The following is a 15,029-nucleotide window of genomic DNA, read 5'->3' as shown; positions in this document are numbered from 1 at the left end:
GCCCCGCCCCTGTTGTCAAGCGCCAGAGGATGTTTCGCGTCGCTGTTGGGCAGGCCTGTCACCCTCATCCCGCACTGCTTTCACCCAGAGTGCATCGGTGTGATGCCTATCCTCTAGCGTCCAGCGCCGCATTCGCCGCACAGTCTCGGGCACCGCGGGTGGTGTTCACCCCCCCTCGCGCCCTCCTCCGGCTTTTTTCTTGCTGAAAATACCTCGGGGTGAGACCGCAGGTCGAGGGGCAGCGCCCCTACCCCTTCCGCTTTTCGCGCAGTTTCGCGAAATAGTCCGTGCGACGCTTCAACTCCCGTTCAAATCCGCGTTCCACCGGCAGGTAATAGGCTTCACGCTTCATCGTATCCGGGAAATAATTCTGTCCGGAAAACCCATCCGGCGCATCATGGTCATACTCATATCCCGCACCATATCCCTGATCCTCCATCAGCGATGTGGGCGCATTGAGGATATGTTTGGGCGGCGGTTCCGACCCGGTTTTCTTCGCGGCCCGCCGCGCCGCCTTGATACCCACATAGGCCGCATTGGATTTCGGCGCGAGCGCAAGGTAGACCGCCGCATTGGCCAGCGCCAGCTCCCCTTCCGGGCTGCCCAGCCGTTCATAGGTTTGCCAGGCATTCAGACAAACGGTGTTGGCCTGCGGATCAGCCAACCCGATGTCCTCAGTCGACATCATGGTCAGCCGGCGCGCGAGGAAACGCGGGTCCTCGCCCCCCTCCAGCATCCGGGCCAACCAGTAAAGCGCCGCATCCGGATCTGATCCACGAATGGATTTGTGCAGGGCCGAAATCAGGTTGTAATGCTCATCACCGGATTTGTCGTAAACCGCCGCCCGCTTCATCAGGCGTTTGGACAAGGCTTCGGTATTCAGCTTGCCCTCAACCTTCCACGCCATCAGTTGTTCAATCAGGTTCAGCAGCGCCCGTCCGTCGCCATCTGCCATCTCCAGCAACGCTTCTCGGGCGGGTCCATCCAGCGGCAACGCGCGATCAAATTCCTTTTCCGCCCGCTGCGCCAGCCGCTCAAGATCCGCAAGGGACAGGCGGGTAAGCACCAACACCTGCGAACGGCTGAGCAGAGCAGCGTTCAACTCAAACGACGGGTTTTCCGTGGTGGCACCGACCAGAAGAATGGTGCCATCTTCCATATGTGGCAGGAACCCATCCTGCTGTGCTTTGTTAAAGCGGTGGATCTCATCAACAAACAGAAGCGTGCCTTGCCCGTTCTGGCGCCGGATCTTTGCTGCTTCAAAGACTTTGCGCAGTTCGGGCACGCCAGAAAAAATCGCGCTGATCTGCACAAAATGCAGGTTGGTTTCATGGGCCAGAAGCCGCGCGATGGTGGTTTTCCCCACGCCGGGTGGCCCCCATAGGATCAGCGACCCCAGCGCATTCGCGGCAAGCATCACCCCCAGCGGGGCATCAGGGCCCAACACCTGTTCCTGCCCAATCACCTCGCCCAGCGTGTGCGGACGGAGCCGATCCGCCAGGGGGCGCGGCGCATTGCTTTCGGCAGGGGCCGTTCCCGCCGGGGCATTTGGATCAGGTGGTGTGTCAAACAGATCAGCCATGGGCTGAGACTAGGCCGCACGAAATTTGGAGAAAAGAGCAAAACGCCGGGTGACGGATCACAGCAGGTGATATTCCTGCGCGCGCTGCACGGCCTCGGCGGTGGTTCGGACAAACAGGCGTTCGCGCGCCGACCGCAATCGGGCTTTGAGCGCACTTTCCGAGATGCCCAGCATTGCCGCAGCCTCGGCGTGGCGGCTGCCCTTGGCGATCAGGCGAAGTGCCATACGCTGCGCAGAGGTCAGTTTTTCCGGTGGGGTGGAGTTTTCATGAAGCTCGGCAACAATCTCTTTGATCTGTGCGATCTCGCCATTGTTGAACTCGCGGTCGCTGCGCGCAAAACCTGCAATCGTGCGCGACGAGGTTGGACCATGCGAGACCGTCAAACCGTAACTCAGTCCATGAGCCGCAGCTTGCTCCAGGATGCCATGCGGATCAGGCAGGTCAACTTCGCTCCAGCGAACTGCCCCTTCATTGCTGAACCCCCAAAACACGGTGGGATCACCCAGCATATACCCCTTCTCGGTGTAGGTTTCGCTCCAACCGGTGTCATATGTCTGGATCATGACATGGGCCGAAGCATACCGAATATGCAGCCCCAAAGCATAACCTTTGGGAGACAATTCCGTTAGTCTCGAAAGACCTTGTTCAAGCCCATTTACGTCGTTCATCTCATCCGGCTTTCTGCGCAACTACACTTTCGTATATTTGAGACCGGTTCGCTATTGTCAAACAACTTATCAGCGATAGCTACCCAGCAAACATCGCCCAACCATACAATTTTACATGACAACAAAGGCAGAAATGCGGCTATTCGATCTGAAATTTGTTTTCCGGACAAAATACGCCAGTTTGCTTGCATATCAAAACTCGTCACGGGCATAAAAAAACCCCGCTCGAAGGCGGGGTTTTTTGGATCGGTGTACACCAATCTTATTCTTCGATAGCAACTTCTTCTGCTTCAAGGCGCGCGCGGTCAGCGGCACCTTTGGCGTCGGCGTCGCGGTCAACGAATTCGATGATGGCCATCGGAGCCATGTCACCATAACGGAAGCCAGCTTTCAGAACGCGAACGTAACCACCGTTACGCTCGGCAAAGCGCGGGCCGAGAACGTCGAACAGTTTGGCCACGTGCTGGTCCTGCTTCAGGCGCGAAGCGGCCTGACGGCGGGCGTGCAGATCGCCACGTTTCGCCAAGGTGATCATTTTTTCGATGATCGGGCGAAGCTCTTTGGCTTTCGGCAGGGTGGTCTTGATCTGTTCGTGTTCGATCAGCGATCCGGCCATGTTTGCGAACATGGCTTTACGGTGTTCATGGGTGCGATTCAGGCGGCGGTAACCACGAGCGTGACGCATTTTCTTAATCCTTCATTTGGTGCTCTTGGGTGAGCGATACTTTGTCTGAGAACCGATGCGTGTCGGTCCCTCTCCTTGGGGCAGGATTGCCCTTGTTTTCCTCGGCATTCCGAGCATTTCGGGGGCCGCTTTACGCCGCCCCCGGAAATTTGTCAATCTTAGAACTGATCTTCGAATTTCTTCGCTAGCTCTTCGATGTTCTCAGGCGGCCATTCTTCGACGTCCATGCCGAGGTGCAGACCCATGCCCGAAAGCACTTCTTTGATCTCGTTCAGCGACTTGCGGCCGAAGTTCGGGGTGCGGAGCATCTCGGCTTCGGTTTTCTGGATCAGATCGCCAATGTAAACGATGTTGTCGTTCTTCAGGCAGTTTGCCGAACGGACCGACAGTTCCAGCTCGTCCACTTTCTTCAGGAGAAGCGGGTTGAACTCGAGACCATCGTCTTCTGCTTCACGACCAGCAGCTTCCGGCTCGTCGAAGTTCACGAAGATCGACAGCTGGTCCTGAAGGATGCGAGCAGCAAACGCCACAGCATCTTCTGGCGAAACCGAACCGTCGGTTTCCAGTTTCAGGGTCAGCTTGTCATAGTCGAGAACCTGACCTTCACGGGTCGGTTGCACGTCGTAAGACACTTTCTTGACCGGCGAATAGATCGCATCAACCGGGATCAGGCCAATCGGCGCATCTTCCGGTTTGTTCTTGTCCGATGCGACATAGCCTTTGCCGGTGTTGACGGTCAGCTCCATGAACAGGTCAGCGCCATCGTCGAGGTGACAGATCACGTGGTCTTTGTTCAGAACTTCGATGCCAGCCGATTCCGAGATGTCACCAGCGGTCACAACCATCGGGCCTTTTGCCGAAATGGACAGGCGCTTGGGCCCTTCCACTTCCATCGACAGGGCGACGCCCTTGAGGTTCAGGATCACGTCGGTGACGTCTTCGCGGACGCCAGCGATCGAGCTGAACTCGTGCAGAACGTTGTCGATCTGGACCGAAGTGATGGCGGCACCTTGCAGCGACGACATCAGAACGCGGCGCAGCGCGTTGCCCAGAGTCAGACCAAAGCCACGCTCCAGCGGTTCGGCAACCACGGTTGCCTGACGTGCAGGATCATTGCCCGGCTTCACTTCCAGCTGGGTCGGCTTGATCAATTCAGCCCAATTCTTGTGGATCATGTGTCCCTCCATTCCTGTCCTTGCCCCATGTCCGTAAGGCAGGACGCCCGAGGTTAAAAAACGACAAAAGCCGGGCCGCAGAAAATCTGCGCCCCGGCGAAATTTGGTGCGATTACACGCGGCGGCGCTTTGGCGGGCGGCAGCCGTTGTGGGCAATCGGGGTCACGTCGCGGATCGAAGTGATGTTGAAGCCGATTGCGGCCAAGGCACGCAGAGCGGATTCACGACCCGAACCGGGGCCTTGAACTTCAACTTCAAGAGTCTTCACGCCATGTTCCTGGGCTTTCTTGCCAGCGTCCTCAGCAGCCATCTGAGCGGCATACGGGGTCGACTTGCGCGAGCCTTTGAAACCCATGGTGCCAGCCGACGACCACGCGATGGCGTTGCCTTGCACGTCCGAGATCAGGATCTTGGTGTTGTTGAACGACGAGTTCACGTGAGCAACGCCAGATGCGATGTTCTTACGCTCTTTTTTCTTCGTACGAGTCTTATCACGAGCCATTGGTCAAACCCTCCCTTACTTCTTCTTACCAGCGATGGCCTTTGCGGGGCCTTTGCGGGTACGAGCGTTGGTGTGGGTACGCTGACCGCGTACGGGAAGGTTGCGACGGTGGCGCAGGCCACGGTACGCACCCAGATCCATGAGGCGTTTGATGTTCATCTGAACTTCACGACGCAGGTCACCTTCAACGGTGTAGGTGGCGTCGATATGTTCACGGATGGCCAGAACCTCTGCATCCGACAGTTCGTTCACACGACGGGTTACGTCGATGTTAACGGCTTCGCAGATGGCGGCGGCCGAAGTATGGCCAATTCCGGTGATATAAGTCAGGGCGATCGGGACCCGTTTGTGGGTCGGGATGTTTACGCCGGCGATACGTGCCACGTGTCACTTTCCTTTTCGTTGCGGTTCCGTAGTCCCGGAACCTTTTTTCACAACCAAAGCCCGCCGGGATAAGTCCTGCGGGCCCTTGCTGAATCTCTGGTCCGGTGGCTTTGGGGAGCGACCCTGCAGACTCACCGATTCCCGTAAGGGATGGGGTGACTTAGAAGGGTTTTAAGGAAAGGTCAAGGATGGAGTTCCTATGGATGGATACCTCACCCTATTTCACTTTGCTGCTCTTCCACTTGCCCCAAGTATCCTGGGGTGAATTGGCTCCTCAGGAGACAAGAAGGTCAACGCCCCCAATACCAACAGAAAACAAAATCGCCGCGACAGATGCGCGGCGATTTGAAATTCTCAATGCAGCGCGGATCAGCTGTCCATCACTCCTGCAATCGCGGCTTTCACCTCGTCGATCTCGCCCAGACCGTCGACCGATTTCAGGTCACCCTTGGCCCAGTAGTAGCCAATCAGCGGCGAGGTCTTTTTGTAGTATTCCATCAGACGCGTGCGCAGGCTTTCTTCATTGTCGTCTGCGCGGCGCTTGAATTCGGTGCCACCGCAATTCGAGCATTTCCCGTCGGCCGGAATGGGCTTCGAGATATCATTGTAGCCTTCGCCGCAATTGCCGCAGGTCGAGCGGGCGGTGATGCGCGAAACGAGTGCTTCGTCATCCACCTGCATCTCGATCACAACATCCAACGACTTGCCGTGCTTCTCAAGCAGCGCGCCAAGCGCGTCAGCTTGCGGCAGGGTCCGGGGGAAGCCGTCGAAGATGAAACCGCCAGCGGCCTCACCTTCCAGCTTTTCCTCGATCAGACCGATTACGATCTCATCAGTCACAAGCTCGCCTGCATCCATGATGGCGGCGACCTTCTGACCCATCTCGGTGCCCGAGCTTTTGGCTTCGCGCAGCATGTCACCGGTCGAAAGCTGGATCATACCACGCTCTTCCACCAGGAAACGGGCTTGGGTGCCTTTGCCCGCGCCGGGCGGTCCGAGAAGAATGATGTTCATCGTCTGGCTGGTCCTTTTTTCTTGCGCTTTTTGCCGCGCAATTGGGATTTCTCGATCAGCCCTTCATACTGGTGTGCCAGCATATGTGACTGAACCTGTTGGATCGTATCCATGGTCACCGACACAACGATCAGAACCGAGGTGCCGCCGAAATAGAACGGGATGGCAAGCTGGCTGCGCAGGATCTCGGGCAGCAGGCAAACCGCGGCCAGATAGGCCGAACCCAGAACCAGAATGCGCGTGACGATATAATCAAGTGCAGCGGCGGTTTTCTTGCCTGGCTGGATGCCCGGAATGGATCCGCCCTGGTTTTTCAGGTTGTCCGCAACATCATCCGGTTTGAACGCAACTTCCTTCGTATAGAAGAAGGTGAAGAAGACAATCATACCAGTGAAGAACAAGAGGTACAGCGGCTGTCCGGGGCCAAAATAGGCGAGGATCGTCGACATGATCGGGCCATGCTGGCCGGTCGAGAAGGTCGAGATCGTGGTCGGCAGCAGCAGAAGCGCCGAGGCAAAGATCGCTGGGATCACGCCTGCCGGGTTCACTTTGATCGGCAGGTGCGAGCTGTTGGCTTCATAGACTTTCATGCCCACATTGCGGCGTGGATACATGATGTGAACCTTACGAAGCGCACGCTCCATGAAGACCACAAAGGCAATCACGACGGCAATCATTACCATCACACCAATGATCACTGCAGGGCTGACCGCACCCGAGCGACCGGACGCCAGAAACTGGCCCAGAGCGGCGGGAATTTCAGCCACGATGCCGACAAAGATGATCAGCGAAATGCCGTTACCGATGCCGCGTGCGGTGATCTGCTCACCCAGCCACATCAGGAACATGGTGCCACCCACAAGGGTGATCACACAGGATGTAAGGAAGAAAAGGCCCGGCGTGGTGACAAGATCACCCGCCTGCAAGCTGTTCGCCAGCGCAAAGGCCTGCCCGGTGGCCAGCAGAACGGTGCCATAACGGGTATATTGGTTGATCTTCTTGCGACCCTGCTCGCCTTCTTTCTTGAGCTGCTTCAGCGGTTCCCACATGGAACTCAGAAGCTGCACAATGATCGAAGCCGAGATGTAAGGCATGATGCCAAGCGCAAAAACGCCCATCCGCGACAGCGCGCCGCCGGTGAACATGCCCAAAACGCCGGCAATGCCCGATTGCGCTTGATCCATGAAGTCACGAAGCGCATTTGCGTCAATGCCCGGGACCGGAATATAGGTGCCGATACGATAAATGATCAGCAAGCCGATGGTGAAAAAGATACGCTGGCGAAGCTCAGAGGCTTTGCCAAAAGCGCTCCAGCTCATATTGGCCGCCATTTGTTCTGCTGCAGATGCCATAAGGCCCCCTCATCAAGTAAAACGCCGCCGGACCGTTCCCGGCTCCGGCGGCGCTTGAAAACGTAGGAAGACATGTAAGGGGCAATCGCGCCCCTCACAAGGTCTTATTCAGCTGCGGCCGGAGCTGCTACGGTCAATTTACCGCCAGCTTTTTCGACAGCTTCAACAGCCGATTTCGACGCACCGGTGACGGTGATGGACACTTTGGCGGTCAGTTCGCCTTTGGCCAGCACACGGACACCGTCCAGCTTGCGGCGGACCAGGCCCGAAGCAACCAGAGTGTCTTCGGTGATGTCTTTGCCGTCGAGCTTTTTCTCGTCGATGAATTTCTGAATCAGACCCAGGTTGATAACAGCAAACTTCTTACGGTTCGGTTTGCTGAAGCCACGCTTGGGCAGACGTTGGTAGAGGGGCATTTGGCCGCCTTCGTAGCCGTTGATGGCCACACCCGAACGCGACTTTTGACCTTTGATACCACGGCCACCGGTTTTACCGGTGCCAGAGCCGGGACCACGGCCAATGCGTTTGCGGGGTTTGGTTGCGCCGGGGTTGTCGCGCAGTTCATGAAGTTTCATGTCGCTTCTCCTTTGCCGGAACTGACCCACGAAGCGTAAGGGGCCAAACACGGCGTTTCTTGATTTTGATTCTGCGGGCGGTTGCCCACCGGGTGCGTATAGACGAGGGACGAATGTGTTGCAAGGGTCTGTATCAGAACGATGTGGCTCGCCCAAACCCTCGTTTGGCGACGCCAAATATCGCGAGCCAGACCACACATCGAAACACCATCGCGCCGAGGGTTCGGGTCTCGTATAACCCACCGCGCATCACATGCATGAAAAGCAACGCCAAAACCACAAGCGATGCACTCAGGATGGCACCGGACAGGAGCATGGCCCATTTTCGCCGCAACACCAGCCCGACCCCGGCCAATATGTAGAAAAATCCAACCAGAAAGTTGAACCAAAGCACAAAGGGCACCGCGTCCCCCACCGCCTGTTCGACGCCTTTGCCACCGAAAAGGGCAACCCCTCCGGCGAATACGGTCATCACGCCGAACAGGATGGCGACAAACCCGGCCAGTTTAAGGGAATTTGCGTGAGAGTTTGGGGACATGGACATTCCTCCTGCTAATCCTGTGTAGGCTGCGTCACTTCTCTCCACAATCCGACCAAAGGTCGCGTCTTCCCAGTGCCTGAAACCCAGTGCCTGAAACGACAAAACCCCGGCACGCGGCCGGGGTCCTGTCCTGCCCCGCGCCAAAGGCGGGGACACAAAGTGCGGCGAGATTACTTCTCGCAGTTGCACTTGTGCATGTATTCGGTCCAGGTCGGCATCGGTTCCGACGAGAGGAATTTTTTAGCAGCCACAGCGATGGTGGCGAAGAGAACGGCGGCAAAGCCAACGGGAGCGGTGAGAACGGCCATATCGGTGTGTCCTGTTCAAGAGTTATCTGTTGGCACCCTCATAGGACTGAACATGTTAGATAACCAATCGAGTCTTCGAAGCCCCGGGTTGCGCTGAGTGCATGGGTCGGGGCGTGAAGGTGTAACATGGTTCTGACGTGAAGCGTGAAGGGCAGCGCCCTCCCGTGGGGAGTGTCGGGCGCTGCCCGGTCCGCGTTCGGACTTTACGTCGCACTTTTAAACAAAATCCACCTAAAGTAGCGTCAGCTAGAAAAGAGAAGGATTACTATTTTGCCCTCCCAAGCACTTCAAAAATTTGAGAACCGCCTTTTAACCGATGTTCATCGACTCGTAGAAAGCCACAATCAGCTAAACCACAATGGCCGAGGCAGGCGCGGACTGGGACACATCACTCGAAGCGGTGTATTTCTTCTATGTGCCGCTTGGGAACGATATATCGAGGATCTAGCAATTGAATGCACCAACAAGCTCGCAGATTGGGCGGCCTCACCCGAAGACTTGCCTCTTTCAGTGCAGAAAGAGATTTCAAAATATGTAAAGTCCCACAAGCACGACCTCAAACCACTAGAGCTTGCTGGCAACGGATGGGAACACATTTACACGACGCATGCTGAAGCTCTTTGCAACTCATTAAACACTCCAAAATTGGCGCCTGTGAGAGATCTACTTAAAAGAACTGCGGGCTGGGAAACAGATTTTGATGAGCTCGAAGTAGATACAGAGTTTGTTGACCCATTTGTATCGGCACGGGGTGATATCGCACACAATGGAAGTGATGCTGACTATGTCACGCTTGCAAACTTAGAAAACTATCTAAGGCAAATTTCAGCTCTAGTACTAATAATCGATAACGCGGCGTGCGATTTTCTAAATACACATACGGGAACACGCCCATGGCGACGAAGAACGGCATGAACAAAAAACACCCCGGCCATTTCTGACCGGGGTGCTTTTAGCTCTCAAAGGCGAAAGAGGGTTACTCTTTCTCTTCGATGATCTCAACCATGTGCGAAACCTTGTTCACCATGCCGCGCACGGCGGGGGTGTCTTCGAGTTCGCGGGTTTTGTGCATCTTGTTGAGGCCCAGGCCGATCAGCGTCTGGCGCTGTTTCGAGGGGCGACGGATCGGCGAGCCGATCTGTTTTACAACGATGGTTTTAGCCATTGGTCAGATCTCCTTACGCGTCAGCAGCTTCAGCCGGGGCAGCGTCTTTGTTGCCCAGGATGTCAGCCACTTTTTTACCACGACGCTGTGCGATTTGACGGGGGCTGGCCTCTTTGGTCAGACCGTCGATGGTTGCACGGATCATGTTGTAGGGGTTCTGCGAGCCGATCGACTTGGAAACCACGTCTTTGATGCCCAGCATTTCGAACACGGCACGCATCGGACCACCAGCAATAATACCGGTACCTTCCGGGGCGGTGCGCATGATCACTTTACCGGCGCCGTGACGGCCTTCGATATCGTGGTGCAGGGTGCGGCCTTCTTTCAGAGGTACGCGGACCATCTGACGTTTGGCTTGCTCGGTCGCCTTGCGGATGGCTTCGGGTACTTCTTTCGCTTTACCCTTACCAAAGCCGACGCGGCCTTTTTGGTCGCCAACAACCACGAGAGCGGCAAAGCCAAAGCGCTTACCACCTTTTACGGTTTTCGACACGCGGTTGATCGCGACCAGACGATCGGCGAATTCCGGCGTTTCTTCTTCGCGGCGGCCACGGCCACGGCGATTTTCACGTTCTGCCATTTGGCATTCCTTTCATGTGGCGCATCTGGCGCCGTAAAATTCAATCCTGGTGAACCGGACGGAGAGAAACCCCTGCCCGGCCCCCGGATCATCGGGAGGGCATTTCTGCCCTCCACAAGTCTTAGAACTTCAGGCCACCTTCACGCGCAGCGTCGGCCAGAGCCTTCACCTTGCCGTGGAAGAGGAAGCCACCGCGGTCGAAGTAGCATTCTTCGACACCGGCTTTTTTCGCACGTTCGGCAATTGCGGCGCCCACTTTGGCAGCGGCTTCCACATTGTTTTTGCCCATAACACCCAGATCTTTTTCCATCGAGGACGCGGCGGCCAGGGTTGTGCCCTGAGCGTCGTCGATGATCTGAACGCTGATGTTTTTGTTGGAGCGGTGCACCGAAAGGCGCAGCTTGCCAACATTGTGCTTGCGAAGTTTGTTCCGGACGCGCAGGCGGCGCTTGAGGAACAGGGTCCGTTTGCTGTTTGCCATCTGTCTGGTCCTTACTTCTTCTTACCTTCCTTGCGGAAGATGAACTCGTCTTTGTATTTGATGCCTTTGCCTTTGTAGGGCTCGGGCTTGCGCCATTCGCGGATGTTTGCCGCGGTCTGGCCGACGAGTTGTTGGTCAATGCCCTCAACGATGATTACCGTCTGCTTCGGAGCGGTCACAGTGACCCCTTCCGGCGCAGTGAATTCAACGTCATGCGAGTAGCCGAGGTTCAGTTTCAGGGTGTTGCCCTGCATCTGAGCACGATAACCAACACCGTTGATTTCCAGCTCTTTCTTGAAGCCCTCGGTCACGCCGGTCACCATGTTACCGATCATGGTGCGCGACATGCCCCATTGCTGACGTGCACGTTTGGACGAGCCGCGAGGCTCAACCGAAACGACGTTGTCTTCAACAGAGATGGTCACATCGTCAGTGGCGGTGAAGGTACGGGTGCCTTTCGGTCCCTTTACCTCGATCGTCTGAGCCGACACGCTGGCGGTAACGCCTGCGGGCAGCTCGACCGGTTTTTTACCAATACGAGACATTCGATATCCCCCTTAGAATACGGTGCAAAGCACTTCGCCGCCAACATTCTGGCTGCGTGCGCTTGCGTCCGACATCACACCTTTCGGGGTGGACACGATCGACACACCCAGTCCCTGACGGACTTGTGGGATGTCTTTCACGCCCATGTATACGCGACGACCGGGTTTCGAAACCCGTTTCAGTTCGCGGATAACCGGGGTGCCATCAAAATATTTCAGGCTGATTTCAAGGGTCGCGTGACCGTTGACATCAGTTGCTGCCTCATAGCCGCGGATGTAACCTTCGTCAGAAAGGACATCCAGAACCCAGCCGCGCAGTTTCGACGCGGGGGTCGAAACAGTGGATTTACCACGCAGTTGAGCGTTACGGATACGGGTGAGCATATCGCCGATAGGATCGTTCATATCTGTCTCTCCCTTACCAGCTCGATTTCACCAGACCGGGGATCTGGCCATTCGAGCCCAGTTCCCGCAGTGCGATCCGCGATACTTTCAGCTTACGATAGTAAGCGTGCGGACGACCGGTCAGCTGGCAACGGTTGTGCAAGCGTGTGGCCGACGAGTTGCGCGGCAGTTTGGCCAGTTTCAGGCGAGCTTTGAAACGCTCTTCCATCGGCTGGCTTTCGTCGTTTGCGATCTCTTTCAGCGCGGCACGTTTGGCGGCGTATTTCTCCACCAGAGCCTGACGCTTCTTCTCGCGTTCGATCATTGCTTTTTTAGCCATGTCTTTTCCTTCCCGCGGATCAGCTGTTGAAGGGCATGTTGAAGTGCTTCAACAGGCTCTTTGCTTCCGCGTCGGTGTTCGCGGTGGTGGCAATCACGATGTCCATGCCCCAGGTTTCATCAACTTTATCAAAGTCGATTTCCGGGAAGACGATGTGTTCTTTCAGGCCGGTGGCATAGTTGCCACGACCGTCGAACGATTTGCCCGAAACGCCGCGGAAGTCGCGGATACGGGGCATCGCGATGGTGATCAGACGGTCCAGGAATTCATACATCCGGTCGCCACGCAGGGTCACTTTCGCACCCATGGGCATGTCCTCGCGAACACGGAAACCAGCGATGGATTTCTTGGCTTTGGTCGTCAGGGCCTGTTGGCCAGCGATCGCAGTCAGGTCAGCAACGGCCGACTTGGCTTTTTTCGAGTCTTTCACGGCCTCGGCACCGCAACCGATGTTCAGAACGATTTTGTCCAGACGCGGGATCTGCATGTCGTTCTTGTAACCGAACTCTTCTTTCAGAGCGGTACGGATGCTGTCGGCGTAGGCAGCTTTCAGACGAGGGGTATAGTCAGCCATCAGATGGTCTCCCCGGTCGATTTGGCGAAACGCACTTTCTTGCCGTCTTCCTCGCGGAAGCCAACACGGGTCGCTTTGCCGTTTTTGTCAAGGAATGCCAGGTTCGACAGCTCGATCGGCATCGCCTTAGGGATGCGACCGCCTTGCGATTCTTGCGATTGGCGGGTGTGGCGGATGGCCATGTTCACGCCGTCAACAATGGCTTTTCCGGCTTTCGGATCTACCGAAGAGATCTCGCCTTCTTTGCCTTTGTCTTTACCGGCCAGAACGACAACCTTGTCGCCTTTTTTCAGCTTAGCAGCCATCTTACAGCACCTCCGGAGCCAGCGAGATGATCTTCATGAAGTTCTTCGCGCGCAGTTCGCGAACAACCGGTCCGAAGATACGGGTGCCCACGGGCTCGTTGTTGTTGTTCAGAATAACGGCCGCGTTGCGGTCGAAGCGGATTGCGGTACCGTCTTCACGACGGACCTCTTTGGCGGTACGTACGACGACGGCCTTACGGACGTCACCTTTCTTTACGCGACCGCGCGGGATGGCTTCCTTAACCGAGACGACAATGATGTCGCCAACGGATGCGTATTTACGCTTGGAACCACCCAGAACCTTGATGCACTGAACACGGCGAGCGCCGCTGTTGTCAGCTACATCCAGATTGGTTTGCATCTGGATCATGTGGTTTCTCCCGACCTTTGGGGCGCCGATGCATGGCGGAACCCCCAGGGTTTCGACTTGTTAAGTCGTCCGGGAAGGTAAGTAGAACTTAGCCTTCCAGAACTTCCCAACGCTTGGTTTTGGATTTCGGCGCACATTCAATGATGCGAACCTTGTCCCCTGCCTTATAGGCATTTTGTTCGTCGTGAGCGCGATATTTCTTCGACTTACGAACGGTCTTTTGCAGCAGCGGGTGCTTGAAACGACGCTCAACCGAAACAGTGACGGTTTGGGCGTTGGCGGCCGAAGTAACGGTGCCGGACAGAATACGTTTGGGCATATCTCAGGCTCCTATTATTCGTTGCCAGCTGCAGCAGCAGCTTTTTCGTTCAGGATGGTTTTTACACGAGCGGCATCGCGACGTGCTTTTTTCATCTGAGCGGTATTTTCGATTGCGCCGGTGGCCTGCTGGAAACGCAGGTTGAAGGCTGCTTTCTTCAAGTCGGCCAGAGCTGTGCGCAGCTCTTCGGGCGACTTCTCACGAAGTTCCTTGGCGTTCATTTCGCCTTGTCCTTTTCCTTACACCAGAGAGCGCTGTCCTTATGACGACAGGTGACCCTTAGCCTGGTGGGTGAATATCAAAACACACGAATCCCGTGACCGGAATCCGCGCGATGCGCCTCTATAGGGGGGATGGGGTGTGGGGGCAAGGGAAAGTTTGACCATCTGCGCTTTATGTTGCAGCGGATTGGCCGGTCACTGCTGCGCCACGCTATATATGGGATTTATCGCCCGAATCCACCATTTCTGACAGGTGTCCGTTGCATTCTTCCCTCGCCCTCACAAAAGGCTTGGGATATGAAATCGCTATGGCCAATATATCCTCTCTCTTCGTGACCCGCCTTTACCACGCTCAACTGTCTGAACATGGCCCCGCCATTGATCAGGATGAGCTTTATGACAGCTGCTACTCCATCGCCGAGGATGACGAGGCGGGGCAGGAATGGTGTGAGGCCGAGGGCTATCCCGGCTACACCTCTTATGCGTCCCTGACCGACCTGCCCTGGCGCTTTCCGATCTTCAAGGATCTGGTCGATAGTCTAGACAAACACGTCGCCGCCTTTGCCGAGGATCTGGAGTTCAATCTGGATGAGCGCGAGTTGGTTCTGGAAGACATCTGGATCAACATCCTGCCGCCCGGCGGCTATCACTCCGCCCATATTCACCCGCATTCGGTGATCTCTGGCACCACCTATCTGGCGCTGCCGGAAGGCGCCGGCGCGCTGCGTTACGAAGACCCGCGCCACGCCCGCATGATGGCCGCCCCCCCACGCCGCAAAGATGCGCGCGAGGATCTGCAGCCTTTCCTCACCAAACGCCCGGCGGAAGGTGACGTGCTGCTGTGGGAAAGCTGGCTGCGCCACGAGGTGATGCAGAACACCGGAGAGGAAGAACGCCTGTCGGTGAGCTTTAACTATAAGTGGGGTGAGTGAGCTTCCTGGAACCGTCCGGGGGACGG

At 56.4% G+C, this 15,029-nt stretch carries 24 protein-coding genes; 2 read left to right on the top strand and 22 right to left on the bottom strand.

Annotated features, from left to right (window positions below; genetic code table 11):
- Positions 1 to 247: 247 nt before the first annotated feature.
- The 11 genes from O2N63_RS04215 to O2N63_RS04165 form a co-directional block, all read right to left on the bottom strand.
- Positions 248 to 1,582: a replication-associated recombination protein A gene (locus tag O2N63_RS04215; protein ID WP_271052983.1), complete on the bottom strand. Its 1,335-nt coding sequence runs from the start codon at positions 1,580 to 1,582 to the stop codon at positions 248 to 250.
- 57 nt (positions 1,583 to 1,639) lie between these two features.
- Positions 1,640 to 2,251, bottom strand: coding sequence for a helix-turn-helix transcriptional regulator (locus O2N63_RS04210; RefSeq protein WP_271052982.1), 612 nt, complete (start codon positions 2,249 to 2,251; stop codon positions 1,640 to 1,642).
- A 262-nt stretch (positions 2,252 to 2,513) separates the two neighbouring features.
- Entirely contained in the window at positions 2,514 to 2,936 is a 423-nt protein-coding gene (rplQ, locus tag O2N63_RS04205; protein ID WP_271052981.1) for a 50S ribosomal protein L17, read from the bottom strand.
- Between the two features lie 158 nt (positions 2,937 to 3,094).
- Complete coding sequence (locus O2N63_RS04200; RefSeq protein ID WP_271052980.1) at positions 3,095 to 4,111, bottom strand: DNA-directed RNA polymerase subunit alpha; 1,017 nt, start codon at positions 4,109 to 4,111, stop codon at positions 3,095 to 3,097.
- Positions 4,112 to 4,223: 112 nt separating this feature from the next.
- The gene (gene rpsK / locus O2N63_RS04195) at positions 4,224 to 4,613 is read right to left on the bottom strand and encodes a 30S ribosomal protein S11 (RefSeq protein ID WP_271052979.1); all 390 of its coding nucleotides are present in this window, start codon (positions 4,611 to 4,613) and stop codon (positions 4,224 to 4,226) included.
- Between the two features lie 15 nt (positions 4,614 to 4,628).
- Positions 4,629 to 4,997: a 30S ribosomal protein S13 gene (rpsM, locus tag O2N63_RS04190; protein ID WP_271052977.1), complete on the bottom strand. Its 369-nt coding sequence runs from the start codon at positions 4,995 to 4,997 to the stop codon at positions 4,629 to 4,631.
- A gap of 369 nt (positions 4,998 to 5,366) precedes the next feature.
- Complete coding sequence (locus O2N63_RS04185; protein WP_271052976.1) at positions 5,367 to 6,011, bottom strand: adenylate kinase; 645 nt, start codon at positions 6,009 to 6,011, stop codon at positions 5,367 to 5,369.
- Positions 6,008 to 7,363, bottom strand: a complete 1,356-nt coding sequence (secY, locus tag O2N63_RS04180) for a preprotein translocase subunit SecY (RefSeq protein ID WP_271052975.1) — start codon at positions 7,361 to 7,363, stop codon at positions 6,008 to 6,010. Before secY ends, O2N63_RS04185 begins: the two co-directional genes overlap by 4 nt.
- A 104-nt stretch (positions 7,364 to 7,467) precedes the next feature.
- On the bottom strand, positions 7,468 to 7,938 hold the full coding sequence (gene rplO, locus O2N63_RS04175; protein WP_271052974.1) for a 50S ribosomal protein L15: 471 nt from the start codon (positions 7,936 to 7,938) through the stop codon (positions 7,468 to 7,470).
- Positions 7,939 to 8,071: 133 nt separating this feature from the next.
- Positions 8,072 to 8,476, bottom strand: a complete 405-nt coding sequence (locus tag O2N63_RS04170; RefSeq protein WP_271052973.1) for a hypothetical protein — start codon at positions 8,474 to 8,476, stop codon at positions 8,072 to 8,074.
- 173 nt (positions 8,477 to 8,649) lie between these two features.
- Entirely contained in the window at positions 8,650 to 8,787 is a 138-nt protein-coding gene (locus tag O2N63_RS04165) for a hypothetical protein (protein ID WP_271052972.1), read from the bottom strand.
- Between the two features lie 270 nt (positions 8,788 to 9,057).
- Between O2N63_RS04165 and O2N63_RS04160 the strand changes: the two genes are divergently transcribed.
- On the top strand, positions 9,058 to 9,702 hold the full coding sequence (locus tag O2N63_RS04160; RefSeq protein ID WP_271052971.1) for a HEPN domain-containing protein: 645 nt from the start codon (positions 9,058 to 9,060) through the stop codon (positions 9,700 to 9,702).
- Between the two features lie 61 nt (positions 9,703 to 9,763).
- Here O2N63_RS04160 and rpmD read toward each other — a convergent pair whose 3' ends face one another.
- From rpmD to rpmC, 11 genes are all read right to left on the bottom strand, one after another.
- A complete protein-coding gene (rpmD, locus tag O2N63_RS04155) occupies positions 9,764 to 9,952 on the bottom strand; it encodes a 50S ribosomal protein L30 (protein WP_259773869.1) in 189 nt (62 codons plus the stop codon).
- A gap of 13 nt (positions 9,953 to 9,965) precedes the next feature.
- Positions 9,966 to 10,532 carry a 30S ribosomal protein S5 gene (rpsE, locus tag O2N63_RS04150; RefSeq protein WP_271052970.1) on the bottom strand — a complete coding sequence of 189 codons (567 nt, stop codon included), beginning with the start codon at positions 10,530 to 10,532 and terminating at the stop codon, positions 9,966 to 9,968.
- 121 nt (positions 10,533 to 10,653) lie between these two features.
- Entirely contained in the window at positions 10,654 to 11,013 is a 360-nt protein-coding gene (gene rplR / locus O2N63_RS04145; protein WP_271052969.1) for a 50S ribosomal protein L18, read from the bottom strand.
- 11 nt (positions 11,014 to 11,024) lie between these two features.
- Positions 11,025 to 11,558 (bottom strand): 50S ribosomal protein L6, encoded by a 534-nt coding sequence (gene rplF / locus O2N63_RS04140; RefSeq protein WP_271052968.1) that lies wholly within the window; start codon positions 11,556 to 11,558, stop codon positions 11,025 to 11,027.
- A 12-nt stretch (positions 11,559 to 11,570) separates the two neighbouring features.
- Positions 11,571 to 11,963, bottom strand: a complete 393-nt coding sequence (gene rpsH, locus O2N63_RS04135) for a 30S ribosomal protein S8 (RefSeq protein ID WP_271052967.1) — start codon at positions 11,961 to 11,963, stop codon at positions 11,571 to 11,573.
- A gap of 13 nt (positions 11,964 to 11,976) precedes the next feature.
- Positions 11,977 to 12,282 (bottom strand): 30S ribosomal protein S14, encoded by a 306-nt coding sequence (rpsN, locus tag O2N63_RS04130; protein ID WP_271052966.1) that lies wholly within the window; start codon positions 12,280 to 12,282, stop codon positions 11,977 to 11,979.
- Between the two features lie 19 nt (positions 12,283 to 12,301).
- On the bottom strand, positions 12,302 to 12,856 hold the full coding sequence (gene rplE / locus O2N63_RS04125; protein WP_271052965.1) for a 50S ribosomal protein L5: 555 nt from the start codon (positions 12,854 to 12,856) through the stop codon (positions 12,302 to 12,304).
- Positions 12,856 to 13,161 (bottom strand): 50S ribosomal protein L24, encoded by a 306-nt coding sequence (gene rplX / locus O2N63_RS04120; RefSeq protein ID WP_271052964.1) that lies wholly within the window; start codon positions 13,159 to 13,161, stop codon positions 12,856 to 12,858. Before rplX ends, rplE begins: the two co-directional genes overlap by 1 nt.
- A gap of 1 nt (position 13,162) precedes the next feature.
- Positions 13,163 to 13,531: a 50S ribosomal protein L14 gene (gene rplN / locus O2N63_RS04115; RefSeq protein ID WP_005621870.1), complete on the bottom strand. Its 369-nt coding sequence runs from the start codon at positions 13,529 to 13,531 to the stop codon at positions 13,163 to 13,165.
- An 88-nt stretch (positions 13,532 to 13,619) separates the two neighbouring features.
- The gene (gene rpsQ / locus O2N63_RS04110) at positions 13,620 to 13,850 is read right to left on the bottom strand and encodes a 30S ribosomal protein S17 (RefSeq protein ID WP_271052950.1); all 231 of its coding nucleotides are present in this window, start codon (positions 13,848 to 13,850) and stop codon (positions 13,620 to 13,622) included.
- Positions 13,851 to 13,864: 14 nt separating this feature from the next.
- Positions 13,865 to 14,071 (bottom strand): 50S ribosomal protein L29, encoded by a 207-nt coding sequence (gene rpmC / locus O2N63_RS04105; protein ID WP_271052949.1) that lies wholly within the window; start codon positions 14,069 to 14,071, stop codon positions 13,865 to 13,867.
- 308 nt (positions 14,072 to 14,379) lie between these two features.
- On the opposite strand from rpmC, the gene O2N63_RS04100 reads away from it, so the two are divergent.
- Positions 14,380 to 15,003 (top strand): TIGR02466 family protein, encoded by a 624-nt coding sequence (locus tag O2N63_RS04100; RefSeq protein ID WP_271052948.1) that lies wholly within the window; start codon positions 14,380 to 14,382, stop codon positions 15,001 to 15,003.
- Positions 15,004 to 15,029: the final 26 nt, after the last annotated feature.

Origin of the sequence: Aliiroseovarius salicola, assembly GCF_027891095.1 — a bacterium.
Lineage (GTDB): Bacteria > Pseudomonadota > Alphaproteobacteria > Rhodobacterales > Rhodobacteraceae > Aliiroseovarius > Aliiroseovarius salicola.
This window is presented reverse-complemented; position numbering and strand designations above follow the sequence as displayed.

What these genes read in the sequence shown, in the direction of transcription:
- O2N63_RS04215 (WP_271052983.1), bottom strand. Translation starts at nt 1,582, where the DNA reads ATGGCTGATCTGTTTGACACACCACCTGATCCAAATGCCCCGGCGGGA.
- O2N63_RS04210 (WP_271052982.1), bottom strand. Translation starts at nt 2,251, where the DNA reads ATGAACGACGTAAATGGGCTTGAACAAGGTCTTTCGAGACTAACGGAA.
- rplQ (WP_271052981.1), bottom strand. Translation starts at nt 2,936, where the DNA reads ATGCGTCACGCTCGTGGTTACCGCCGCCTGAATCGCACCCATGAACAC.
- O2N63_RS04200 (WP_271052980.1), bottom strand. Translation starts at nt 4,111, where the DNA reads ATGATCCACAAGAATTGGGCTGAATTGATCAAGCCGACCCAGCTGGAA.
- rpsK (WP_271052979.1), bottom strand. Translation starts at nt 4,613, where the DNA reads ATGGCTCGTGATAAGACTCGTACGAAGAAAAAAGAGCGTAAGAACATC.
- O2N63_RS04185 (WP_271052976.1), bottom strand. Translation starts at nt 6,011, where the DNA reads ATGAACATCATTCTTCTCGGACCGCCCGGCGCGGGCAAAGGCACCCAA.
- secY (WP_271052975.1), bottom strand. Translation starts at nt 7,363, where the DNA reads ATGGCATCTGCAGCAGAACAAATGGCGGCCAATATGAGCTGGAGCGCT.
- rplO (WP_271052974.1), bottom strand. Translation starts at nt 7,938, where the DNA reads ATGAAACTTCATGAACTGCGCGACAACCCCGGCGCAACCAAACCCCGC.
- O2N63_RS04170 (WP_271052973.1), bottom strand. Translation starts at nt 8,476, where the DNA reads ATGTCCCCAAACTCTCACGCAAATTCCCTTAAACTGGCCGGGTTTGTC.
- O2N63_RS04165 (WP_271052972.1), bottom strand. Translation starts at nt 8,787, where the DNA reads ATGGCCGTTCTCACCGCTCCCGTTGGCTTTGCCGCCGTTCTCTTCGCC.
- rpmD (WP_259773869.1), bottom strand. Translation starts at nt 9,952, where the DNA reads ATGGCTAAAACCATCGTTGTAAAACAGATCGGCTCGCCGATCCGTCGC.
- rpsE (WP_271052970.1), bottom strand. Translation starts at nt 10,532, where the DNA reads ATGGCAGAACGTGAAAATCGCCGTGGCCGTGGCCGCCGCGAAGAAGAA.
- rplR (WP_271052969.1), bottom strand. Translation starts at nt 11,013, where the DNA reads ATGGCAAACAGCAAACGGACCCTGTTCCTCAAGCGCCGCCTGCGCGTC.
- rplF (WP_271052968.1), bottom strand. Translation starts at nt 11,558, where the DNA reads ATGTCTCGTATTGGTAAAAAACCGGTCGAGCTGCCCGCAGGCGTTACC.
- rpsH (WP_271052967.1), bottom strand. Translation starts at nt 11,963, where the DNA reads ATGAACGATCCTATCGGCGATATGCTCACCCGTATCCGTAACGCTCAA.
- rpsN (WP_271052966.1), bottom strand. Translation starts at nt 12,282, where the DNA reads ATGGCTAAAAAAGCAATGATCGAACGCGAGAAGAAGCGTCAGGCTCTG.
- rplE (WP_271052965.1), bottom strand. Translation starts at nt 12,856, where the DNA reads ATGGCTGACTATACCCCTCGTCTGAAAGCTGCCTACGCCGACAGCATC.
- rplX (WP_271052964.1), bottom strand. Translation starts at nt 13,161, where the DNA reads ATGGCTGCTAAGCTGAAAAAAGGCGACAAGGTTGTCGTTCTGGCCGGT.
- rplN (WP_005621870.1), bottom strand. Translation starts at nt 13,531, where the DNA reads ATGATCCAGATGCAAACCAATCTGGATGTAGCTGACAACAGCGGCGCT.
- rpsQ (WP_271052950.1), bottom strand. Translation starts at nt 13,850, where the DNA reads ATGCCCAAACGTATTCTGTCCGGCACCGTTACTTCGGCCGCCAACGCC.
- rpmC (WP_271052949.1), bottom strand. Translation starts at nt 14,071, where the DNA reads ATGAACGCCAAGGAACTTCGTGAGAAGTCGCCCGAAGAGCTGCGCACA.
- O2N63_RS04100 (WP_271052948.1), top strand. Translation starts at nt 14,380, where the DNA reads ATGGCCAATATATCCTCTCTCTTCGTGACCCGCCTTTACCACGCTCAA.